At 33.8% G+C, this 24,404-nt stretch carries 25 protein-coding genes; 22 read left to right on the top strand and 3 right to left on the bottom strand.

Annotated features, from left to right (window positions below; all coding sequences use genetic code 11):
• The first annotated feature begins 161 nt into the window (after nt 1-161).
• The 8 genes from QY331_12265 (at nt 162) to QY331_12230 (ending at nt 7,821) form a co-directional block, all read left to right on the top strand.
• Entirely contained in the window at nt 162-710 is a 549-nt protein-coding gene (locus QY331_12265) for a L,D-transpeptidase (GenBank protein ID WKZ68725.1), read from the top strand.
• A gap of 4 nt (nt 711-714) precedes the next feature.
• On the top strand, nt 715-2,835 hold the full coding sequence (locus tag QY331_12260) for a BamA/TamA family outer membrane protein (GenBank protein WKZ68724.1): 2,121 nt from the start codon (nt 715-717) through the stop codon (nt 2,833-2,835).
• A 67-nt stretch (nt 2,836-2,902) separates the two neighbouring features.
• On the top strand, nt 2,903-3,778 hold the full coding sequence (locus QY331_12255) for a YicC/YloC family endoribonuclease (GenBank protein ID WKZ68723.1): 876 nt from the start codon (nt 2,903-2,905) through the stop codon (nt 3,776-3,778).
• A gap of 2 nt (nt 3,779-3,780) precedes the next feature.
• A complete protein-coding gene (gene gmk, locus QY331_12250) occupies nt 3,781-4,353 on the top strand; it encodes a guanylate kinase (GenBank protein WKZ68722.1) in 573 nt (190 codons plus the stop codon).
• 6 nt (nt 4,354-4,359) lie between these two features.
• A complete protein-coding gene (locus QY331_12245) occupies nt 4,360-4,656 on the top strand; it encodes a DNA-directed RNA polymerase subunit omega (GenBank protein ID WKZ68721.1) in 297 nt (98 codons plus the stop codon).
• Nucleotides 4,657-4,781: 125 nt separating this feature from the next.
• Nucleotides 4,782-5,534 (top strand): uracil-DNA glycosylase, encoded by a 753-nt coding sequence (locus tag QY331_12240; protein ID WKZ68720.1) that lies wholly within the window; start codon nt 4,782-4,784, stop codon nt 5,532-5,534.
• Nucleotides 5,534-6,970, top strand: a complete 1,437-nt coding sequence (dnaB, locus tag QY331_12235; protein ID WKZ68719.1) for a replicative DNA helicase — start codon at nt 5,534-5,536, stop codon at nt 6,968-6,970. The genes QY331_12240 and dnaB overlap by 1 nt, the downstream gene beginning before the upstream one ends.
• Nucleotides 6,967-7,821 (top strand): DUF1460 domain-containing protein, encoded by an 855-nt coding sequence (locus QY331_12230; GenBank protein ID WKZ68718.1) that lies wholly within the window; start codon nt 6,967-6,969, stop codon nt 7,819-7,821. Before dnaB ends, QY331_12230 begins: the two co-directional genes overlap by 4 nt.
• 1 nt (nt 7,822) lies before the next feature.
• Here the strand turns inward: QY331_12230 and gatB are convergent, their stop codons facing one another.
• Nucleotides 7,823-9,259 carry an Asp-tRNA(Asn)/Glu-tRNA(Gln) amidotransferase subunit GatB gene (gene gatB, locus QY331_12225; protein WKZ68717.1) on the bottom strand — a complete coding sequence of 479 codons (1,437 nt, stop codon included), beginning with the start codon at nt 9,257-9,259 and terminating at the stop codon, nt 7,823-7,825.
• Nucleotides 9,260-9,346: 87 nt separating this feature from the next.
• Complete coding sequence (locus tag QY331_12220; protein WKZ68716.1) at nt 9,347-9,970, bottom strand: outer membrane beta-barrel protein; 624 nt, start codon at nt 9,968-9,970, stop codon at nt 9,347-9,349.
• Nucleotides 9,971-10,144: 174 nt separating this feature from the next.
• Here QY331_12220 and bshB1 point away from each other — a divergent pair, with 174 nt between their 5' ends.
• Nucleotides 10,145-10,867 (top strand): bacillithiol biosynthesis deacetylase BshB1, encoded by a 723-nt coding sequence (gene bshB1, locus QY331_12215; GenBank protein WKZ68715.1) that lies wholly within the window; start codon nt 10,145-10,147, stop codon nt 10,865-10,867.
• Nucleotides 10,868-10,877: 10 nt separating this feature from the next.
• Complete coding sequence (locus tag QY331_12210; protein ID WKZ68714.1) at nt 10,878-11,735, top strand: NAD(P)-dependent oxidoreductase; 858 nt, start codon at nt 10,878-10,880, stop codon at nt 11,733-11,735.
• Here QY331_12210 and QY331_12205 read toward each other — a convergent pair whose 3' ends face one another.
• Nucleotides 11,736-13,274: an SLC13 family permease gene (locus QY331_12205; protein ID WKZ68713.1), complete on the bottom strand. Its 1,539-nt coding sequence runs from the start codon at nt 13,272-13,274 to the stop codon at nt 11,736-11,738.
• Between the two features lie 164 nt (nt 13,275-13,438).
• Between QY331_12205 and QY331_12200 the strand changes: the two genes are divergently transcribed.
• The 12 genes from QY331_12200 to QY331_12145 all read left to right on the top strand — a co-directional run bounded on the left by QY331_12200 (nt 13,439) and on the right by QY331_12145 (nt 24,367).
• Nucleotides 13,439-13,825: a DUF302 domain-containing protein gene (locus tag QY331_12200; protein ID WKZ68712.1), complete on the top strand. Its 387-nt coding sequence runs from the start codon at nt 13,439-13,441 to the stop codon at nt 13,823-13,825.
• 88 nt (nt 13,826-13,913) lie between these two features.
• Nucleotides 13,914-14,375 (top strand): hypothetical protein, encoded by a 462-nt coding sequence (locus tag QY331_12195; protein WKZ68711.1) that lies wholly within the window; start codon nt 13,914-13,916, stop codon nt 14,373-14,375.
• Nucleotides 14,376-14,530: 155 nt separating this feature from the next.
• Nucleotides 14,531-15,514 (top strand): MoxR family ATPase, encoded by a 984-nt coding sequence (locus tag QY331_12190; GenBank protein WKZ68710.1) that lies wholly within the window; start codon nt 14,531-14,533, stop codon nt 15,512-15,514.
• An 80-nt stretch (nt 15,515-15,594) separates the two neighbouring features.
• Complete coding sequence (locus QY331_12185) at nt 15,595-16,470, top strand: DUF58 domain-containing protein (GenBank protein WKZ68709.1); 876 nt, start codon at nt 15,595-15,597, stop codon at nt 16,468-16,470.
• Nucleotides 16,467-17,408 carry a hypothetical protein gene (locus QY331_12180; protein ID WKZ68708.1) on the top strand — a complete coding sequence of 314 codons (942 nt, stop codon included), beginning with the start codon at nt 16,467-16,469 and terminating at the stop codon, nt 17,406-17,408. The genes QY331_12185 and QY331_12180 overlap by 4 nt, the downstream gene beginning before the upstream one ends.
• The gene (locus QY331_12175) at nt 17,401-18,402 is read left to right on the top strand and encodes a VWA domain-containing protein (GenBank protein ID WKZ68707.1); all 1,002 of its coding nucleotides are present in this window, start codon (nt 17,401-17,403) and stop codon (nt 18,400-18,402) included. The genes QY331_12180 and QY331_12175 overlap by 8 nt, the downstream gene beginning before the upstream one ends.
• A complete protein-coding gene (locus tag QY331_12170; GenBank protein WKZ68706.1) occupies nt 18,399-19,448 on the top strand; it encodes a VWA domain-containing protein in 1,050 nt (349 codons plus the stop codon). The genes QY331_12175 and QY331_12170 overlap by 4 nt, the downstream gene beginning before the upstream one ends.
• Complete coding sequence (locus tag QY331_12165) at nt 19,445-20,191, top strand: tetratricopeptide repeat protein (GenBank protein ID WKZ68705.1); 747 nt, start codon at nt 19,445-19,447, stop codon at nt 20,189-20,191. Before QY331_12170 ends, QY331_12165 begins: the two co-directional genes overlap by 4 nt.
• A 9-nt stretch (nt 20,192-20,200) precedes the next feature.
• Nucleotides 20,201-22,018 carry a BatD family protein gene (locus QY331_12160; protein ID WKZ68704.1) on the top strand — a complete coding sequence of 606 codons (1,818 nt, stop codon included), beginning with the start codon at nt 20,201-20,203 and terminating at the stop codon, nt 22,016-22,018.
• Nucleotides 22,015-22,776 carry a tetratricopeptide repeat protein gene (locus QY331_12155; protein ID WKZ68703.1) on the top strand — a complete coding sequence of 254 codons (762 nt, stop codon included), beginning with the start codon at nt 22,015-22,017 and terminating at the stop codon, nt 22,774-22,776. The genes QY331_12160 and QY331_12155 overlap by 4 nt, the downstream gene beginning before the upstream one ends.
• Before the next feature lie 103 nt (nt 22,777-22,879).
• Nucleotides 22,880-23,197 (top strand): hypothetical protein, encoded by a 318-nt coding sequence (locus tag QY331_12150; GenBank protein ID WKZ68702.1) that lies wholly within the window; start codon nt 22,880-22,882, stop codon nt 23,195-23,197.
• Nucleotides 23,198-23,233: 36 nt separating this feature from the next.
• Entirely contained in the window at nt 23,234-24,367 is a 1,134-nt protein-coding gene (locus QY331_12145) for a M48 family metallopeptidase (protein ID WKZ68701.1), read from the top strand.
• The last annotated feature ends 37 nt before the right edge of the window (nt 24,368-24,404 follow it).

Below are 24,404 nucleotides of genomic sequence, written 5' to 3'. Positions count from 1 at the left end.
CTGCCCCATTTCCCCTTCTTCTTTAATAACAAGATTCTCTTTCTTTTCTTATATTACCAAATTAATAATTAAGCAATATTCGGCTTACAATGCTTCGTAATCTTATTTATTTTAGTATTAGCATTATTGTTTTTTTTTGTGGAATGATCCTATACGGTTTAATGCTTAATATAAGAGAAGTGACTCTCGAAGAAGCCATGCAACAAAAAGGAATTGCTAAGCTTAGTGATGTTCAATTAGTTATTTCAAGATATAATTATACTATGAATTTATTTTCGGATACTACTTTAGTAAAATCATATAAGGTAGTTTTTGGACAGGGCAGCGGCAAAGTAAAAACTTCTGTGTTCGATAATGTTACACCTTTGGGGACATATAATGTGTGTAGAATGGATGACAATCACGAATTTTATAAGAAGATCTTTTTGAATTACCCTACAGAAAGAGATGCAGCTGAAGCACTTAAGAATGGTACTATAACAAAAGTTGAATATCAGCTTATTGTCTCAAATGATGGAGATTGCCCCCCTTCGGAAACTAGATTAGGAGCAAGTATTGGTATTCACGGAATCGGAGAGTATAATTTTATTTTTAAAAACTTACCTTTTGCTTTTAACTGGACTAATGGCTCAATAGCCGTAAGTAATGAAAATATTGACGAATTATTTGAAGTTGTATCACTAAACACCGTTGTTGAAATAAGAGATTAAAATTTTGCCAAAATATTTTTTTGCTATTCTTTTATCAATATCAATTACTGCATTTTCACAAACCGAAGAGCAGTTTGAACTTACCGAAATTGAGTTTATCGGCAATAAAAATATTTCGGAAGATGCACTTCGAAATGTAATTTTCTCAAAGGAATCACCTGGATGGCTTTCCCAATTTTTAAATAGTTTTTCAGGTTTTGGCGAGGAAGCAACTTATTTTGATTCACTTCAAATTTTTAATGATCTAAAACAGCTTCAGAATTTTTATTATGATAACGGCTATTTTCAAGCTGGTTTTTCTTACAAGTATCAACTCGATACAGCGAATAATACCGCTAAATTAATCTATGAAATAAACGAAAATGATCCCGCATTTTTTAGAAAACTTGAAGTCACCGGGCTGGAAAACATTGCTTGGCAAATTGCAGATGAAGTAAATGAATTAATAAAAATAGATACCTCAGAAATTTATTCTGCAGCAGAAGTCTCTCGTATCAGATCTCAAATTATGAGACTGGCCCTGGATTTCGGACATATGTTAATAACTTCTGATCCTCCTGAAATTAGAGTCGATACATTAGTCGATAAAGTTGATGTTTACATGAACTTTGATACCGGCGATAGATACCGAGTAAGTGAAGTTAGAATCAACAAAAGTGGCCCCGGTGCTGATGAAGTTTCGGATGAACTCTTGGACAGAATTGCTAACATTGATTCTAATGATTACTATAGCTTTTATGAACTTCAACGCTCACAAGTAAGACTTTACAGAACTAATTTATTTTCCTCGGTTCTTATTTCCGGAGTTGTGGCTGATACTAATAAAAATTATGTACCGATTGCCATTAATGCAGATGTCGGACTTATGAATGAACTTTCTCCCGAACTAGTAATTAATAATGAAGATAATGCATTCAATTTAGGTGTGGGGCTGTCGTATTCTCGGAAAAATTTTCTTGGTGATGCTCGTAAACTTACTCTGAGTGTTTCAACCGCAGCACAAGATATTTCACAATTAATTTCTAATCCATCTCTAAGCGATACAAATATTTATGGATACGTCGATCTTCGTGGAATAATCGAACAACCATTTTTATTTGGGAGAAGTATAAACACAAAACTTGAAACATATTATACACTTCAAAAAAGAAGAAGTGAATATAATGCAACTTTACTCGGTGGCAAACTCAGTTTTGATATTGAACTTCCAAGATTTACGTATATAACTTCGTTAATACTAGGATTAAACGTCGAGCGTTCGAGTTATGTTTTCTCATATGATTATACCTACGATGTTCTCTTTAAATATTATCGAAATCAGGCTCCGGAGCTTCCCGTTGAATTTGTTGACAGTTTAATTACACAATTTTTAACACCGGATTCTGATCTAACAAGTCAAAAGACCATATCCATTCTTAACGCGGATATAAGTGTAAATAAAGCAAATAGTTTGCTTTTCCCTACACGCGGATATACATTATCATTGTTGCTTGAGGATGGAAATTCGCTTAGTTATTTAGCAAATAAAATTGCAGGAGACGCTTTCGAGAATCCTCTCTACTTTAAAGCTCTATTTACCGGTACATTTTATTTCCCAATTTATGACTCGCCCGAAGATGCTTTTGGAATGAAATTTAGATTGGGTACTATACAAACTTATCAAGGTGATCAATTTGAAATTCCTTTCAATCAAAGATTTTATGCAGGTGGAAGCAATTCAAATCGTGGATGGAAAACAAGAGAATTAGTGCCGCCCCAAAACCAAGGTGAACTAAGTGCTAATCCCACTCCGGATGAGTTGGAATCAGTACTTTTGCGAAACCTTATACCTGGTGGATTCTTTATAATGGAAGGTTCGATTGAGACAAGAAACAGAATCACAGGCAAATTGGGCTCAGCACTATTTTTAGACTACGGTAATGTTTGGAATCATCCGTCGGATTTTCGATTGGATAATATTGCAGTGGCCGCAGGTTTCGGTCTTCGCTACTATTCCGATTTTGCTCCTTTCAGAATTGATTTTGGGTTTAAAGTTTATGACCCGGATGACCCACGTTCTTTCTTCAAAAAATCGCTTTTCTCAGAGACCTTCGAGTTTCATTTCGGAATCGGGGAAGCGTTTTAGTTCATTCTTTCTTTGAATCCCACTCTTATTTTGATTAAATTTAAAGTCATCTTTTTTAAGGAAAAATATGCTTAATAGCATGACCGGCTTTGGTAAATCCACCATTCAAAAAAATGGTTTTTCTGTTGAAACTGAGATTAAAAGTGTAAACAGCCGATATCTTGATTTGTCTCTCAGATTACCTAAAGCTTTCTATCAATATGAATTAGATTTACGTGAGCAAGTAAAGAAAAGAATTTCTCGAGGAAAACTTTATGTTACGATAACGGCAAAACATGAAGGGATAGACGATCAGTTATCTGATATTGATTTAAATGGACTCAACGCTACGGTTAAACTACTCGAGAGAATAAAATCATCCGCAAATATTAAAGAAGAAATCAAACTTGAACATATTCTAAATTACCAAAGTTATTTTATGAACGATACGGAAGATGCTAAAGAAGAAGAATATAAATTGATTTCTCAATCGATTAATGAAGCCTTAGATTCTTTGGAAGAAATGCGCAAAAAAGAAGGTGCTGAACTTGCAATAGATTTTGAAAAAAGATTAAAGATTATTGAAGACAATATTTTTCAAATAGAGAAGTTAAGTTCGGAATCAATCAAACAATATTTTGAAAAGTTAAAAGATAGAGCTATAAAACTTGCATCGGATTTGATTGATAATCAAGATAGACTTATGCAAGAATTAGCTTTCCTTTCTGAAAAATATGATGTAACGGAAGAATGTGTTCGATTGCGAAGCCATATTAAAATGTACAGAGACGCGATTAATATGAATGAACCTTCGGGAAGGAGATTAAATTTCATTTCTCAAGAGATGAATCGCGAAGCAAACACAATTAATAGTAAATCTGTCTCCGCAGAAATTTCTGCTTGTGGAATTTCGATAAAAGAAGAATTAGAAAAAATTAGAGAACAACTCCAAAACATAGAGTAAAATTGAATAACACTGCTAAGCTTTTTGTCTTTTCTGCGCCGAGTGGGTCGGGTAAAACAACGATTGTTAGAAAATTATTACGTGAATTTAATGATTTGGTTTTTTCTATATCTGCAACAACCAGAAAAAGACGTGGTGTAGAGGTTAACGGGAAAGACTATTTTTTCATCTCAGAAGATGAATTCAAACAAAAAATAGAGAATAATGAATTCATTGAATGGGAAAAATTTTATGATTATTATTACGGCACTTTAAAAAGCTTTGTTGAAGAACACCTTCGTAATAATAAATCCGTTCTTCTCGAAGTTGATGTTAAAGGTGCTGTTAGAATTAAAAAGAAATACAAAAATGCCGTTCTTATATTTATTGCACCTCCGAGTAAAGAGATATTAAAGGAAAGGTTGATCAACAGAAAAACTGAATCCGATGAAGATTTACAAAAAAGAATTGAAAGAGCAGAAATGGAATTGGAGTATAAAGATAAATTTGATTACGTTGTAATCAACAACAAACTTGAAAGTGCAATAGATGAAGTAAAAGCAATAATTAAAAACGAAATTATTAATCAGGAGTAAAATAAAATGCCAATCAGACCAATTGAATTAAGCAAATTGGAAACCGAAACTGCCAATATTTATGAGGCAGTTATTGTCGCAGCAAAAAAAGCAAGAATAATAAACGATCAAACAAAATTGGAATTCAAAACACTTGTTGATACTATGAATCCCGGCAACGATGATGAATTTGAAGAAAAAGAAAATCCGGACCAATTAAAACTTTCATTAGAATTTGAAAGTAGAAATAAACCGCATCTTCAAGCATTGGAACAATTAACCAAAGGTGAAATTGAATTCCGTTATAAGGACGAAGAAGCTTAATTTTTGAGGGAGGCACTGCCTCCCTTTTTTTTTACAATTCAAAATTTTTCCTCCCGATTTCTTCAGCACCACATAATATTTTTATGTATTTTCGAAGTCCCGAAACGATAAAACGAAAACTGAAATTGGATATCAAAAAACTCATAATTGAAGCTATCAAAGATCAGCAAGAAGTCTTTGGCGATGAACTATTTGAGCATGTTGAGATAAAAGTAAAGGAAAAATATTTCGTTTCGGAACCACGGCAAGAAACTGTCGCAGAGAAAAAAGTGGAGCTTATGACTGATAAATTATTTCAAGAAGACTTTCAGAAATCAAAAAATTTAGAAGAACTATTTGATAAAATTCATAAATGCACTAAATGTCCGTTAAGCGAAACGAGAACAAATTTTGTCTTTGGAGTTGGAAATCCAACTGCTGATGTAATGTTGATCGGGGAAGCGCCCGGTGCAGAAGAGGATAAACAAGGTGAACCATTTGTCGGAAGAGCTGGTAAGTTGTTGACAGATATTTTAAAAGCAATAAATTTTACCAGAGAAGAAGTGTATATTGCTAATATTTTAAAATGTCGTCCGCCTAATAACCGCGACCCATTGCCTTCGGAAGTAGAAAAATGTAAACCACATTTAATGAAACAGATTGAACTGATCAAGCCAAAAGTGATTTTATGTCTTGGAAGGATCGCTGCGATTGAATTATTAAACAAAAAATTAACACTTTCAAAACTTCGTGAAGAAGTTCATGAACTGGATGGAATAAAAGTAATGGCAACATATCACCCGGCGGCTTTACTTAGAAACCCAAACTGGAAGAGAGGATGCTGGGAAGATGTGCAAAAATTTCGTAAGTTATATGACGATCTAACAGGTAAGAAATAATGTCAAAAGGTAACGGAAAAAATATTGATCTAGATAATTTAAAGAAGTATTCAAACCAACCACCGGCAGCTCTGGATGTGGAACGAATGGTTCTTGGCGCAATGTTGATTGACGGGGAAGCGGTTCCAAAAGCAATTGAAATTTTAAAGCCGGAATATTTCTACGATAAGAAACACACTCACATTTTTAATTCTATAGTTTCATTGTATGACTCAAGTGAACCGGTTGACACCGTTACTCTTTACGAAGAATTAAAAAAAGATGGGAAAATTGAAGAGGTTGGCGGAGCAGCTTATTTAAGCAAGCTTTCGGAAGATATTTCTTCAGCAGCAAATATTGATTACCATGCACGCGTAATTTTAGAAAAATGGATTTTGCGTAAATTAATCTCAACCTCATTTGAAATAGCCACAGATGCTTTCCAAGGACAAGAAGATGTTTTCGACCTTCTAGATCAAGCAGAAGCAAAGATATTCAGTATTTCCGAAGCAAGTACTAAGGAAACCTATAAAACGATGGAAGTTGCTGTTCGTGAAGCATTGGAATTAATTGAAGCAATACACAATAAAAATATTTCTACTTTTTCTGTCCCTTCAGGTTTTTATGAATTGGATGACATGTTGGGCGGCTTTCAAAAATCGGATTTAATTATTATTGCTGCAAGACCATCTATGGGAAAAACTGCTTTTGCACTTTCGATTGCACGCAATGCCGCAATTGAACACAAAGTTCCGATCGCACTTTTTAGTCTTGAAATGTCAACTATCCAGTTAGCAACCAGACTAATTTCAGCGGAAGCTCGTATTAACGCTCACAGTGTAAGAACGGGAAAATTCAGAGCCGAAGAAGGTGCAAAGATTAGCCGAACTGTTCACAAATTAAGTAAAGCACCGATTTACATTGATGATACTCCTGCATTAAATGTTTTAGAATTGCGCGCCAAAGCTCGACGACTTAAAACCGAAAAGAAAATTGGAATGATAATGATAGATTATCTTCAATTAATGAGTTCAAGTTTTAGAGCTGAAAGCCGTGAACGTGAAATCTCAATCATATCAAGATCGTTGAAAGCACTCGCTAAAGAATTAGAAATTCCGGTAATTGCATTATCGCAGTTAAACCGAGCAGTCGAACAATCATCGGATAAACGACCAATGCTTTCACACTTACGTGAATCCGGTTCAATTGAGCAAGATGCAGACGTTGTACTTTTCCTATATCGTCCCGAAGTTTACTTTGAGGAAAAAGAAGGCATGGAAGATATTGCCGGTGTTGCCGAAGTTATTATAGGCAAACAACGTAACGGACCTATTGGTGAAGTAAAACTACAATTTATAAAAGACTATGCTCGTTTTGAAAATAGGGAATTGTTTCAAACTCAAATTCCGGAAGGCGCTGCAACGCCTCAATTACCCGAAGGGGATTTCCCGATATGATAAGGAAATTTCTTTTTCTAATCCTTATTGTTCTGAGTACCTCAGCTCAAGCAGTTTTTACTAATAATGATATTGAAATCTGCAAAACAAAATTCAATTTAGCTTTTGAGAAAGATCTGTTTGAAAAGCCTATTAATGAAGTAATTATTGAAATCGGAAAAAGCTTTTTAGGCTTGGATTATGAAGCACATACTCTTGAAAAAGGAGTCAATGAAAAATTAGTAGTTCATCTTTCCGGGTTAGATTGCTACACATTTCTTGAAGCTTCACTCGTCTTTGCTAGATGTGTTAAACTTGGTGATACTACATTTGGCTGTTTTCAAAAGGAATTAGAGAATATAAGATATCGTAATGGACAATTGGATGAGTATCCGTCAAGACTACATTATTTTTCCGATTGGATTTTTGATATGAACAAAAGAGGAATTGCAAAAGATATCACGCAAGATATAGGAGGAATTCCTTATCAAAACAATGTAAATTTTATGAGCACTCATCCGGACTCATACATGCAATTGAATGCAAATCCAGCATTCACTGAAGAAATTGAGAAGATAGAAAAAGAAATTTCTGCTCGTGATTATTTTTATATACCGGAAGACAAAATTAAATTAATTGAAGAAAATATTGAGTCCGGTGATATTCTTGGCATCACAACAAATATAAAAGGACTTGATATTTCACACACAGGAATTGCCATTAGATTGGATGATGGACGAATTCATTTATTACATGCACCTAATGTTGGGAAGCAAATTGAAATATCCGAAAAACCTCTCGCCGAATATATTCAATCAATTAAGCAACAGACCGGGATAATGGTTGTAAGACCGTTGGAAATCAGAAAATAAATTAACCTTTCAATTTTTGTATCAATATTTCGTTTACTACTTGAGGATTTGCTTTTCCTTTAGTTTCACGCATAATTTGTCCAACTAAAAATCCCAATACTTTTTCTTTCCCGTTTCTGTATTCTTCAACTTGTTTTTCATTTGAAGCAATAATTTCGTCAATAACTTTTTCTATTTGCGACGAATCCGAAATTTGAACAAGATTTTTTTCTTTAACAATTATCTGTGGTTCTTTATTGTCCTTTAACATCTCTGCAAAAACTTCTCTACCGATTGTTGTACTGACAGTTTTATTGTTAATCAAGTTTATCAGTTTGCCAATGTTCTCCGGACTTACAATAAATTCAGTAATAAGTATTTTATTTTCATTAATTACTTTTAGAATATCTCCCATAACCCAGTTACTTGCTGATTTGTAGTCGTCGGTTACTCTCAAGACATTTTCGTAATAATCAGCTAACTCTTTTGAACTAGTCAAAATTTCGGCATCGTATTCCGGAATTTTATAATCATTAATAAACCGCTGCTTACGAATTTTAGGAAGTTCCGGCATTTGATTTGCAATTTTATTTTTCCATTCTTCACTAACAATTACTGGTAACAGATCAGGATCGGGAAAGTATCTGTAATCATGTGATTCTTCTTTACTTCTCATGGGGAAGACTTCATTAAGATCGGCATTCCATAATAATGTTTCTTGCGTAATGATCCCGCCTTCTTCAATAATTTCTATCTGGCGATTAATTTCAAAATCGATTGCTCTTTCAACATTGCGGAAGGAGTTCATATTTTTGACTTCAGTTTTAGTACCTAATTTTTCTTCACCTTTCATTCTAACAGAAACATTCGCATCGCATCTTAGGGAACCTTCTTCCATATTTCCATCACATATACCGAGATAAGTGATTATTTGCTTGAGTGAAGTAAGATATTCATAAGCTTCTCTAGCCGAAGAAATGTCGGGTTCCGTGACTATTTCAATTAACGGCGTTCCGCATCTATTTAAATCAACTAAGGTTCCCGAACCTTGGTCGTGAATTGATTTGCCGGCATCTTCCTCGAGATGAATTCTTTTTATACGAATAATTTTTTCTTTTTTATCTTCGTCAGAAATTTCAATAAATCCATCCTCGCATATTGGTTCTTCGAACTGTGAAATCTGATACCCCTTTGGTAGATCTGGATAGAAATAATTTTTTCTTGCAAAAACTGAGCTATTGTTTATTCTGCAGTTAACGGCTAATCCCATTAACACGCTAAATTCGATTGCTTGTTTATTGGTCACAGGAAGCGTACCGGGATGACCAAGACAAACCGGACAAACATTTGTATTTGGAGGCAAACCAAATTTTGTTGAGCATCTGCAGAATAATTTTGTATTTGTCAGCAGTTGAGCATGGACTTCTAATCCAATTACTGCCTCATATTTTTGATTCATAAGTTTCGATGATTTTTGAAATGATAAATATAATGAAACGTTGTGATAATCGTGAGATAGAAGAGGGGAACATGTCCCCTCTAATTTTTATTTGAATAGAATTCTAACACCTGCAATTATCGCATAATTGTTTGCAGTAATAGGATCGATATCATCGTCATCAACACCTTCGATGTCTAATTTCCTCGATACAATATGAAATGGAATTTCACCAAAGATTGCTAAAGTTTTTCCGAGTTTAATATCAATGCCGACAGAACCGTAAAATCCAAATGCAGTTTTAAAATCCATTTCATCTTCAGGAGCCATTGCTTCGAATGCTTTTTCAGGTTCCCACTTTAACTTACCCATATAAGCACCGCCGCCCGCTTTAACATATGGTTGAATTGCTTCGTTGCCAATATTAATTCTTAGAAAACCCCCTAGAAACAATTGGGTAACAGAAATATCACCAACCTTTCTACCGGATTCCTCGTATTCAAACTTGAATGGTACAGCCGAATAACTAGCTTCAGCCCCAAACTGCAGCATTCCATCACCTAATGTGATCTGAACACCTATAGGTACATAACCTGCTTGAGCATCCGGATCGATCGTAAAATCTTCAAAACTAAACGCGGATCGTCCGAAACCAATGTAACCACCTACGCTTGATTGAGCATGAACAGCTAATGCAGAAACAAGCAGCATTAAAATTGTAATTTTTTTCACTGCTCCCTCCTTGATAAGTTAAATAAGACAATAATGTCTCCACAGCTAAAATAATCTTTTCCATGAAATCTCAAAGTGATTTGTTTACATCAAAAGACTTCTCATCTCAAATTTTACTTTGTAATTTTTTATAAAGATATTTATAAACACTTATTGATAAGTAAAGGAAATATTATGCAACTAGATGTTCTTGTTTTTGCATCTCACCCCGATGATGCTGAACTTGCTATGGGTGGAACAATCGCAAAATTTTCGAAAGATGGTCTTAAAGTTGGAATTGTTGATCTTTCCAAAGGTGAATTAGGCACAAGAGGAAGTGAAGAAATTAGAAAAGAAGAATCAAAAAAGGCTTCTGAAATATTAGGGTTAACCGTGCGTGAAAATCTTGGACTGCCAGACGGTAAACTAAAATTAAACGACGAGTTTGTTCTTGAAGTTGTAAAGCAAATTAGATACTACAAACCAAAAATTATTTTTGCACCATATTTTAATGATCGTCATCCCGATCATATTGGAACTAGTAGAATCGTCAAAGAAGCTTTCTTTTTCAGCGGGTTAACAAAAATTCAAACTCAACATGCCGGAAACATGCAAAATCCATTTAGACCAAAAAAAATATTTTACTATATGCAGTACTACGAATTCACTCCGTCATTTATAAACGATATAAGTGAGACATTCGAAACCAAAATGAAATCGATGAAAGCTTACGGAACACAATTTTTTAATGAAGAAGATAAATCCGGAGAACCCCAGACATTTATAAGTCAAATGAACTTTATAAAATTTATTGAAGCACGAGCAAAATATTTTGGGTTTAAGATAGGAAAGGATTATGGTGAACCTTTTTATTCCGAAGAAGAAATAGAGTTAGATTTATCATCATTGGCAAAATAAAAGGATAGAAATGAATATTGGATTAATAGGTACCGGCTTAATGGGAAAACCTATGGCCATAAAAATTAAACAAGCCAGATTTAATATTGCTATATATAATAGAACCAAAGAAAAAGCGAAGGCTTTACAAAACGAGGGAATTTATTCGTTTAATTCAGTTAAAGAATTAATTGAAGCAACAGATGTGATTTTATTAGTCGTATCTGATTACAATGCTATTACAAATGTTTTGTTTACTGAGGATTTATCCTTTGAAAACAAAACAATAATTCAAATGAGCACAATCTCACCTAATGAAAGTATTTTGTTACAAAATAGAATTACTAAACTTAAGGGGCATTATTTTGAAGCCCCGGTATTGGGTAGCACACCGCAAATAGATGAAAGAAAATTAATTGTATTGATTGGCGGACAAGAGGAAGACGAAAAAAAATATTCAAAATTGTTTAGTTCCTTCAGCAATAAAATAGTTTTTATTGGTGAGGTTGGGAAAGCGTCTGCTATTAAACTTGCTTTGAATCAACTTATAGCTAGCGAAACTGCAGCGTTTTCAATGAGTCTCGGTTATTTGAGAGAAAGAAATGTTGACGTTGAAAAGTTTATGGATATTTTAAGAGGTAGCGCATTGTATGCGCCAACTTTTGATAAGAAGTTACCGAATTATATGCAGCGTGATTTCAGTAACCCAAATTTTCCTTTAAAACATTTATTGAAAGATGTCAGGCTGATGATAAGTCAATTTAACGAAGGTGGAATAAATACTCTACTTTTGGAAGGTGTAGAAAAAGTAATTAGAGAAGGGCTTAAACAAAAATTAAGTGAGAAAGATTATTCATCGCTTTATAATGTAATTCATCCGCCAAAATAATTATTTTGCCCAGTGAGGCATAATTTCTAAATCAATATTAAATACTAATACACCGATAACTAGAACAACTGCGGCGACAACAATAACTCCAATAATATTTAAAGCAAACCCGGCTTTAACCATTTCATGAATTTTTACACGCTGACTTCCAAATATAATTGCATTCGGTGGAGTTGCAACCGGCAGCATAAATGCCATTGATGCTGAAAGTGTTGCCGTTATCATTAATAATAATGGATTAATTCCGATCGCAACTGAAACTGAAGCTAGAATTGGTAAAATCATTTCTGTAGTCGCAGTATTGGAAGTTAGTTCGGTTAAAAAATTTATGAATAGCGCTACAAGTATTATCAAGATGATAGGCGAGATATTTCCAAGTCCGGCAAATGATGAACCAATATATTCCGATAATCCGCTTGTAACAAAACCTTTTGCTAATGCAAATCCACCTCCGAATAACAATATAATCCCCCACGGGACTTTCTTAAATACAGAACCATCAAGAACAGTTTTTGATTTTGCAACGCTTTTTCTCGTTGGGAAAATGAATAGTATAATTGACATCCCAATTGCAATAGTACCGTCATTTATATAACCGGGATTCCCAAATAAATTCGACCACCCGGGAATTACTGTTATTCCCAATTGAAGATCGCTTCTAAAAACCCAAAGAAGTGCAGTAATAGCAAAAACAAACGCAACAACTTTTTCTTCAAATTGCATTCTGCCAATTTGCTTTTGCTCCTTTTTAATTATGTTTGTATCTATAACTAAATCCTTAGAGAACTTGAAGTAAATTTTTGTCAACATTATCCAAGCAACAGTAAGCATAATAATAGTAATCGGTAAGCCAAGCATCATCCAATCACCGAAAGAAATTTCCGGCGCTTCCGGGAAAACAATTTTTAGAATTCGAGTGAATGATAAATTTGGCGGCGTTCCTATAATTGTGGCAATACCACCAATCGAACACGAATAACCGATTCCCAACATTAAAGCAACCGAAAATTTGTGTGTTCGCTCGACATCGAATTCTTCTTCTAACTGAATTAAAATAGATAAACCAATTGGCAGCATCATTACTGCAGTTGCGGTATTCGAAATCCACATTGAAAGGAATGCAGAAGCTATCATAAATCCAAGTATTATATAATTGGGCTTGCCCCCGAACAAACGAATGATCTTTAGTGCAATCCGTTTGTGCAGATTCCATTTTTCCATTGCCAATGCAATTAAGAAACCACCTAGAAAAAGAAAGATTGTTGAATTGATATATGAAGTAGCTGTTTCTTCACCATTTAAAACTCCAAGTAATGGGAAAAGTGCAATCGGAATCAGTGCAGTTGCAGCCAATGGAATTGCTTCGGTAATCCACCAGACAGCCATTAATATCGCAATTGAAGCCATTGGTGACAAAAGTGTATTTGAAGAATCAAATTCAATAAAGAGATAAGCAAGTAATGAAGCTACTAATCCGGTAACCAAACCAAAATTTTGAGTGAAAGTCCTAGATGAATTCTCTTGTTCGAAATCAGACATAATAACCTAGGAATTAATAATTGTTTGATAACTTCCTATTTTTAAAATATCCATTTAGATTGGACAAACAAAATATATTTTTGAATGTATAATACAAGAGCCAGAATTAATTTTGAATCTTAATTCAAGGTATAACATCCTATGAAATAAAAAACGGAGGAGTTATGAGTTATTATTTTGCAAAGACGGTTGACTTATCGTTTGATGAGGCAATTCAAAAAGCTACAGATGAACTTAAAAAAGTAGGATTCGGAATTCTTACCGAAATTGATGTAAAAGAAACACTAAAGAAGAAGATTGATGTAGATTTCAGAAAGTATAAAATTTTAGGTGCATGCAATCCGCATTTTGCACATAAAGCATTGTCTACCGAGGATAAAATTGGTGTATTACTTCCATGTAATGTTATTGTTCAAGAAAGTGAAGATGGTAAAGTGGAGGTTGCAATCATGAATCCTGCTGAAGCCATGTCGGTAGTTAAAAATGAAAAACTCGAACCAATTGCATCAGATGTTAATAAATTATTAGAGACAGCTTTACAAAACATCTAATTTTTTTATTAAATCATAAATTGTAATTTAATATTTTTACTACAAGAACAAATTTTCCATAATGCTAATCTATTTAAGGAACTTCCCAATGAAGAAAATCTATGCAGTACTGCTGGTATCATTGATTCTTGTAATGTTCACATCTTGTAGTAAAGATGAATCTCCTAGTGGCCCAGAGGTAAATTCAGATGTAGCCGGTGAATGGGGAATCAATATGCAGAAATATTCCGGAAATGTGCTGGATGAAAGTTTAGATGTTTACTTAACTGTTACAGAAATCAACGGTACAATTACAGGTACAGGAACAGTAAATTATAAAAACGGCGGCACGAATACAGTTGAAATGAATCTTAATGACAACGTTGTTGGGGTTTACCAGCCGAATCAAAGCCCGAATATTTTTCTAACCGTTGGAGGCGGTACTCCCGCACCATTTACATTTACTGGTGATTGGGATGAGTATGGTGTTAATTTCCATGGAACCGTAACAATCTATTACGGCGGTAATTCATATGTAATTACTGATATGTCCTATTATAAAAGAAAATAAATTAGTGGCCCGGTTTTCCCGGATCATTTCATTTCCATATATTTGCACTTCGAAAAAAAACTACTTTTTAACATTTTTTCACAATAAAGAAGAAACTTTCTTATAAAGTGAAGTGTCTAAATGCATTGATTTTAAAAACAAAAGAGGGTATCCCGTTGGAAATAACAGAACTTAATGAAAAGATCAAACGCGAAAGCGAGTTTATTGATGTTCTTTTGAATGAAATCGGAAAAGTTATAGTCGGTCAAAAAGATATGGTTGAACGACTTGTAATCGGCTTACTCGGAAATGGTCACATTCTTTTAGAAGGTGTACCCGGACTGGCAAAAACTTTAGCTATTAAATCACTTTCCTCGTCAATGAAAGCTAAGTTTCAAAGAATTCAATTCACCCCAGATCTCTTGCCTGCGGATTTAATAGGAACACTTATTTATAATCAAAAAGACGGCAACTTTGCAATTAAAAAAGGCCCGATCTTTTCGAACTTTATTTTAGCAGATGAAATAAACCGAGCTCCGGCGAAAGTTCAAAGTGCGCTTCTTGAAGCTATGCAGGAAAGACAAGTCACAATCGGTGAAAACACTTTTAAATTGGAAGAACCGTTTTTGGTACTTGCCACTCAAAATCCAATCGAGCAAGAGGGAACATATCCGCTTCCGGAAGCACAAGTCGACAGATTCATGTTAAAAGTTAAAATCACTTACCCGGTTAGGGATGAAGAATTAAAAATTATGAGGCAAAATGTTTCAGGTCAATTTCCAACAGTAAACCCTGTGATTGATCCTGCAGATATTCTAAAAGCAAGAAAACTTATAAATGATATATATATGGATGAAAAAATTGAACGATATATTTTAGATATAGTTTTTGCTACAAGATCTCCAAAAGATTTCGGGTTGGATAAACTTACTGATTTAATCAGTTACGGCGGATCACCAAGAGCAACGATAAATCTTGCTTTAGCTTCACGAGCAATGGCATTTATTAAACGAAGAGGATACGTAATTCCCGAAGATGTTAGAGCAGTTTGTATGGATGTAATGCGGCACAGAGTTGCAGTAACTTATGAAGCAGAGGCTGAGGATATTACTTCCGAAAACATAATCACTGAAATTCTTAACACAGTTGAAGTACCTTAATAAATTTTCCTCACTCTTAATCATAATCTCGATCTCCAAAGCGATTAAGAGTAAGATCAAGTGTACGATTAAGATAAATTATGTTAACTAAAGAATTATTAAAACAAGTTCGTCAAATTGAAATTCGCACTCGAGGAATTGTTAATGAAGTTTTCTCGGGTGAATATCATTCCGTTTTTAAGGGACGTGGAATGGAATTTTCCGAAGTTCGCGAATATCAATTTGGTGATGATATAAGAAATATCGATTGGAACGTTACCGCTCGGTTTGGTCATCCCTACATTAAAATTTTTGAAGAGGAAAGAGAACTTACCGTTATGTTATTAATTGATATGAGCGGTTCTCTACTTTTTGGGAGTGCAGAAAAAACTAAACAACGTATTGCCGCTGAACTTTCTTCAATACTAGCATTTTCTGCTTTAAAGAATAATGATAAAGTTGGTTTAATCCTTTTCACAGATCGAATAGAAAAATTTGTTTCTCCAAGAAAAGGTCGAAGTCACGTTTTGAGAATAATTAGAGAAGTACTCTCGTTTGAACCACAAGGCAATCAGACCAATCTTAAAGCTGCGCTCGAATATTTTAATAGCACTATCAAAAAGAAAAGTATCGCATTCTTAATTTCTGATTTTATGGATAGCGGTTATGAGAAGATTATTAAAATTGTGGGTAAAAAACATGATTTGATTGGAATGATTTTAGAAGATCCTCGTGAAAAAGAATTACCACTTGCCGGATTAGTAAAATTCAGAGATGCTGAAACCGGTGAAATTAGAGTCATAGATACAAGCAGCAAAATTGTACGTGATGAATTTTTTACTTATAGAAAATACAACGAAGAAAAACGCAGACAGCTTTTCGTTTCCAGTCGAATTGATAAGGTGAATATCGAAACAGATAAAAATTATGTAAAACCATTAGTCGATTTTTTCAAATTGCGTGAGAAACGTTGGTGAGGAAGAACTATCTCTACATAGTGTTAATTAGTTTAATTTTTTCACAATCCTTCGCCCAGGATTTTAGAGCACGCGTTGAAGTCGATTCTTCGGTCTATCTTGTTGGTGATTATATAAATGTTAAGTATAGAATTGAATACCAAGATGGAATAAATTATTCGATGCCATCAATTCAAGATTCTTTAACCGACTTAACGTTTATTAAAGAACTGCCTGTAAAGAATTATGATAAAGATGACATACTAATAGACGAATACACTTATGTTTTCTCTGCATATGATTCTGCCGGTATTGTAATCCCGTCAATAAAATTTATTTATGCGGATAAAAACGGTAATGCTTATGTAAGCTATTCAAACGAAGCTGCTTTGGAAGTAAGAACTATTGAAGTTGATATGCAAGGAGATATTCAAGATGTAAAATCTCCATTGAGAATTCCGTTGGATTGGTGGTCTATTCTTATTTATCTATTGATATTGTTAGCAGTAGCGGTGCTTGTATATTTTATTTATCAAAAGTTTATTAAGAAAAAAGAAATAAATGTTCTGCAAAAACCAATAGTAATAATTCCTCCGCATGAAATTGCTTTGAAAGCATTAAGAAACTTGGAAGATCAAAAACTCTGGCAGCAAGGTAAGATAAAAGAATATCATTCAGAATTGACGAATATAATCAGAAGATACTTTGAAGGAAGATTTAATTTTCTCGCAATGGAAATGCCTTCATCCGAAGTATTATTAAACTTAAAAAAGATTGAAACGAACTCATCCTTTTTTGAATCGGCACAGAGTTTCTTTAACAATGCCGATTTAGTAAAATTTGCAAAATTTGAACCAATGCCGTCTATTAATGAACAAATGATGGATGAAGCATATAAAATAGTAGATACTACGAAGGAAACTATAAACTCAATTCAACAGGAAAACGCAAATGTTTGATTTCACTAATGTTGAATTTGCATATCCTTTTGTTTTATACGGACTTATTTCATTACCGTTATTCGCATTATGGTATTGGAAGAGAAATAAAAAATCCACTCCGGATATCACGTACTCATCGCTGAAATTATTCGGAAGTTTGAAACCGACTTTGCGAGAAAGATTACATCATTTACCATTCATTCTTAGATTACTTGCATTGGGTTTTTTAGTTGTCGCGCTTGCTCGTCCGCAGACTTATTCAACCGGTGAAAATGTTTATACTGAAGGAATTGATATCGCGATGGTTTTGGATATTTCGGGAAGTATGCTAGCCGAAGATTTTCAACCAAATAGACTTGATGCCGCAAAAAATGTCATTGGTGATTTTGTCCGAGGGAGAACTTCAGATAAAATTGGTCTAGTAATTTTTGCACGCGATAGTTTTACTCAATGCCCGCTTACAATTGACTATCAAGTATTAAGAAACTTGTTGAAAGACATTCAAAGCGGAATGATAACAGATGGTACGGCTATAGGGAACGCAATTGCAAACGGTGTTAATAGATTGAAAGATAGTGAAGCAAAGAGTAAAGTTATGATTTTACTTACCGATGGTGTTAACAATGCCGGTGAAGTTGATCCTGTAACTGCCGCTCAAATTGCGGAGACTTTCGGAATAAGAATTTATACAATCGGTGTGGGTACTAGAGGCGAAGCTCCGTATCCATTTAAGACTCCGTTTGGGACAAGATATCAAATGGTTCCCGTTGAAATTGACGAGCAGCTTTTGCAGCAAATTAGTGGATTAACAGGTGGAAGATATTTTAGAGCAACGAATAATGAAAAATTAAAAGAAATTTATGATGAGATTGATAAACTTGAACGAAGCAGAGTTGAAGTTCTTTCATATAGAAATACACAAGAATTGTTTTATTCCTATGTTGGTGTTGGATTGATTTTACTTTTATTAGAAATAGGTTTAATCAGAACATATTTGAGAAGATTACCTTGAGCACATTTAGATTTGCACATAGTGAATATCTAAATTTACTTTACCTCATTCCGGTATTGATTTTACTGTTTTGGTTCACTCAAAGAAAAAGCAGAAAACTATTGGAAGATTTTGCTTCGTCAAAAATGCGAATGATATTAATGCCTTATTACAGTAGAGTCAAAACATTTATAAAATTTGGGTTGATTTCATTCAGTACAGTGCTGTTAATCTTTACTCTTGCAAATCCACAAGTTGGTTCGAAGATAGAAGAAGTTAAGCAAGTCGGGATTGATGTTTACATTCTACTCGACGTATCAAACAGCATGCAGGCTGAGGATATAAAACCAACTCGTTTAACTAAAGCTAAATACGAAATTTCAAAATTGATTAACCGTTTACGCGGAGATAGAATTGGGTTGATTGTTTTTGCAGGACAAGCTTATGTACAGTTTCCATTAACAACCGATTATTCAGCAGCTGATTTATTTTTATCTGCGGTTGATCACTCAACTGTTCCGCAGCAAGGAACAGCAATTGCACCGGCAATAGAATTGGCTATGCAATCTTTCAAACATGATGAAGCAACACAAAAAGCAATTATTATTATTACAGATGGCGAAGATCATGAAGGTAATTTGAATGAAGTTATTTCGGAAGCAGCTCAATCCGGCGTTGTAATTTATTCAATAGGAATGGGGTCACCAACGGGTGTTCCAATTCCGGTTTACAATTCTTCAGGTATTCAAGTCGATTACAGGAAAGACAGAGATGGAAATGTTGTTTTAACTAAATTGGATGAACCAACTCTCGAAGAAATTGCTTCACTGGGAAATGGAAAATATTATCGCAGTACGAATACTAGTGATGAACTGAACCAAATTTACAATGATCTATCGAAACTTGAACAGACTGAATATGGTACAACGCGTATAACCGATTATGAAGATAGATACTATTATTTCTTAATCCCCGCTTTAATCTTATTAATCATGGAAATATTTGTATCAAATAAAAAGTCACAGCTTTTCAGAAAACTTGATGAGAAGGGAGCCGAACAGGTATGATTCGACTTAATTCTAAATTTCTATTCACATTACTTTTCACAACTACTTTGGTTTTTGCTCAAAGTGTGAGATCGTTAAATAATACCGGCGTTGATAAATATGAAACAAAAGAATTTTCCGAGGCGGAAGTAAACTTTAAAAAGGCAATTGAAGAAAATGCTGAAACTTTTAACGCTCACTACAACTTGGGATCGGCTCTTTACAAACAAGAAAGATATGATGAAGCAATTAAAAGTTATCAAAGTGCACTATCATTAGCCGAAAATGATCAACAAAAAGCTCAGATTTATTACAATCAAGGTAACGTTCTTTTAAAAGGACAAAAACTAAAAGAGAGTATTGAGGCTTATAAAGAAGCTTTAAAAATCAATCCTGATGACCTTGAGGCAAAATATAATTTATCTTACGCACTTGAAATGATGAAGAACCAGCAGGAACAACAGCAGAATCAAGATCAAAATCAGAATCAAGATAATCAAGATCAAAACAAGGATCAGCAGCAAAATCAAGATCAGAATAAGGATCAAGAACAAGATAAACAAGATCAACAGCAGAATCAGCAGAACAAGGATCAACAAGATAAAAATCAACAGAATCAACAACAACAGCAACCTAAAAAAGATCAAATTTCTAAAGAAGAAGCCGAGAGAATTTTACAAGCATTAAAAAACAATGAAACTGATCTACAAAAAGAATTAAGAAAACAAAAAGGAAAAGCGGTTAAAAGTGCTAAAGATTGGTAAATTTGATTAATGAAATTTCTTTCTAAAATATTGTTGTTGGTATTACTTGTATCAGTAAGTTTTGCTCAAAAGTTTGAAGCAACTGCCGACAGAACAACAGTCGGTCAGAATGAACGTTTCCAAGTATTTTTTACTTTTGAGGGACAAAGCTCAAATGTAAGCGGATTCAAACCACCGTCCTTTGAAGGTTTCCGAGTTTTAAGTGGTCCGAATCAATCGACAAATATGCAGATTATAAACGGACAAGTTTCAAGTTCGATAACTTTCTCGTTTATTTTAACTCCTAGTAATATTGGCGAGTTTACTATTGGTAAAGCTTCTGTTAATTATTCAGGCACCAAGTATGAAACTAATCCGTTAGCAATCAAAGTAGTTCAAGGTGCAACCACAGCCCAGCCACAACAAAGTGGTGGAGAAATTTCACAAGAAGAACTTCAAAAAAATGTTTTCATAATTGCTTCTGCCGATAAAAGAAATGTTTATCAAGGTGAACAAGTTACGGTTACATATAAGCTTTATACTAAACTCACAATTGCTTCGATACAAATTGCAAAGCTTCCGACATACAATGGATTTTGGCAGGAAGAAATTCCAACCGATAATACTATCAATTGGGAAATTGAAATGTATAACGGTGAGAGATTCAGAACTGCAACTATAAAAAGGGTTGCTTTATTTCCCACGAAAGCCGGAGAACTTACTGTAACGCCTTTTGAATTAAATCTGCCGATTGTTGTTAAGAAACGAAGAACCTCAAATGATTTCTTCGATGATTTCTTTAACGATTCCTTTTTCGGAAGAACCGAGACAGTCGACTATACAGCTAAATCGAACACATTAAAAATTAATGCTGAACCTTTACCTCAAAACAATGTCCCGGAATCATTCAATGGGGCAGTAGGAGATTTTAATTTTACTTCACAACTTGATAGAACATCTCTTAAAGCCAATGAATCTTTAACACTAAGATTTACTATCACCGGAAGCGGCAATATGCAGCTTCTTGATTTACCAAAGCTAACATTACCGGCGGGTTTTGAAGTCTATGAACCCAAATCCAATTTAAATATTAATAGAGGAAGTAAAATCTCCGGGACGAAAATTATCGAGTATGTTATTGTTCCGAGAGTTCAAGGACAAAAAACAATTCCAGCTGTTGAATTCAGTTATTTCAATCCCGCGAAAAAACAATATGTTACGACAACTTCGCCTGTATATGTTATTGAAGTTGAAAAAGGTGATGGAACAATTGCTTCCGGAAGTGGGTTTTCTAAGGAAGATATTAAATTGCTAAATGAAGATATCCGTTATATAAAAACATCAAGCACAAAATTCTATTCTATGAACGGGGATTCGATAATTCCGATTTGGTTTTGGCTTGGTTTGATTTTACCAGCTTTCACACTTGGTGGATTATTAATCTATCAATCGCGAAACGAAAAATTATCTAGAAACACACAATTACTTAAATCAAGAAAAGCAGAAAAACTGGCAAAGCAAAGATTAAAAACTGCACAAAAATTAATGACAGGAAATGAAAGCTTGGCTTTCTATTCGGAAATATCATTAGCAATGAATGGATATTTGGAAGATAAATTGAGTATTCAGAAATCGGAATTTTCATTAGGTAAAGCTTTGGATAAACTAAGCGAAAAGAATATTTCCGATGATCTTAAAGAAAAAGTTAAACAGATTTATGAAAAATGTGAGTTCGCAAGATTTGCTCCCTCTTCACAAAATATTTCGGCTGAAAAGAATTTGTACGATGAAACCATTGAAACAATTATAAAAATTGAATCTCATTTAAATTCCAGAAGAAGTAAATGATCAAGAAACTTTTCGAAATATTGATTGTGATTATTCTTGTAAATGTTAGTGTCAATTCGCAAACACTAGAAGAATTAATGCAAATCGGAAACGAGAATTACAAAAATGAAAATTATTCCGAAGCGATTGAAAGTTATTCGAAAATACTGAATCAAGGTTATGAAAGCTCGGCACTTTTTTTCAATTTAGGAAATTCTTATTTCAAATCAGGTCAACTCGGCAGAGCAATATTAAATTATGAACGTGCATTAAAACTTAATCCCGGTGATGACGATATTCAATTTAATTTAAGATTGGCAAAGACTCGAACGATCGATAATATTAAAGAAGTCCCACAGCTTTTTATTGTAGAATGGTGGAATTTGTTAATCTCGATGTTCTCTGTTTCCGGATGGGCGTTAGTCTTATTAGTTTTCTATTTATTACTATTATTATTTATCGCATTCTATTTCTTATCAAATAATATTAATCTCCAACGATTGAGTATTTATGGCGGGATAGTTTCATCTGTTTTCTTGCTGATTTTTGCAATTGTATTATTTGCTTCCTATCACAGAGAAGTATCATTTGATTATGGAATCTTAGTTGCTAATTCTGCTAATGTAAAAGTTTCTCCAACCGAAGACAGCAGTGATTCCTTTATAATTCACGAAGGAATTAAATTCGAACTTCAAGATCAATTGGACAATTGGGCAAAAATTAAATTAGCTGACGGCAAAGTTGGCTGGTTACAAGTCAATTCATTTGAGAAAATCTAAACCCTTCTTATCCGATTAAATATTTTTTTCATTTTATTTTAGTATTTTGAACCAAAACAAGACGAAAGGTGTTATTTGATTATGACAAACAAAGGAGCATAAGATGAAAAAAATTATCGTTGTTTCCATAGTTGCGTTAATAAGTTTTGGCTTTACACTTAAGTCAGATACTAACCAAAAAGTTGTTGCGGATTGTCCGTACTTGAATAAAATTCATTCATCGAGCGAGATGAATAAATCCGAATGCCCTTATTTGGAAGGAAAAATTTCACAAAAAAGTGAAAAACAAAATTTAAAAGAATGTCCTTACACAAATGAAAGTAAAATGAATTCTTCCGAGTGCCCATTTTTAAATAAGGGTGAAAAGCTGAAAACTTCGGATGAAATTCCAAAAACTAAAATAAAGCTTAAAGCCAGTTAAGATTTTTAAGTCCGTCAGTAGACGGACTTTTTTTTGATGTCTAAAGAAAACTTTATATTTACAATTAATATGAAATCAAAATCAAAAAAGTATAATAATATAAAACTTGGTATCGGTATAGGAAAAGGCATTATTGCCTTTATCCTTATATTACTTTTTGTGTTGCTTAATTACAGTAAAGAGCTCGAAGCTTTACTAAGGATCAATATTCAAAGCGACTATTTGATTTTGTTGCTTTTTACTTTGGTAATCGGAATGGTTTCGTCTATCATTTTCTTCCCCATAAATTATTACTCCGGATTTTATCTTGAACATAAATATGAACTTTCTAATCAAACTTTTTTTAAATGGATGTTGGAAAACTTAAAAGGAACATTGGTCGCAGGTGTTATCGGCATTCCTCTGCTTCTTGCATTTTACTTTTTTCTAAACTTATTTGGTAGTATCTGGTGGCTACCTTTTGCGGTATTGATGTTTATTGTCTCAGTAGTGCTTGCACAAATTTTACCAATTATTATTCTCCCGATTTTTTATAAGGTTTCTCCGATTGAAGATGTCGAATTAAAAAAGAGAATCGTTAAACTTGCTTCAGAAGTCGGGATGAAAGTTGAAAATGTTTTTTCTTTTAACATGAGCAAAAATACAAAGAAGGCAAATGCTGCTTTTACCGGTTTAGGTAAAACCAAAAGAATTATTTTAGGCGATACTTTACTTGAGGGATATTCGAAAGAAGAAATTGAAACTGTGATTGCACATGAAATTGGTCATTATAAACATAAACATATTGTTAAAAATATCTTTATCAGTACAATTTTTAGTTTCCTAACTCTATTTCTTATTGCATTCTTTTATGAATTTTCCTTAAGCTGGTTTAACTTTTCTGACATCACACAAATTGCAGCATTACCAATCTTAAGTTTGTGGGGAATGTTAATAGGATTAATTCAAACCCCAATCTCAAATTGGATTTCGAGAAAATACGAATATGAAGCAGATGAATATGCAGTTAGATCCACTCGTAATCCAAACGCGTTTAAGGAAACTTTAAAGAAATTATCGGATCAGAATCTAGGGGATGAAAATCCTCATCCTATTGTAGAATGGTTTTTCTATTCACACCCATCAATCCGAAACAGAATTCTAGCTATAAATTCAATTTCTCTCGGCTAGATATTGTGTAAAAATCATACATAGACTTAGTTTGAGA

It is taken from the genome of Melioribacteraceae bacterium, from assembly GCA_030584085.1.
In the GTDB taxonomy this organism is placed as follows: domain Bacteria; phylum Bacteroidota; class Ignavibacteria; order Ignavibacteriales; family Melioribacteraceae; genus SURF-28.
This window is presented reverse-complemented; position numbering and strand designations above follow the sequence as displayed.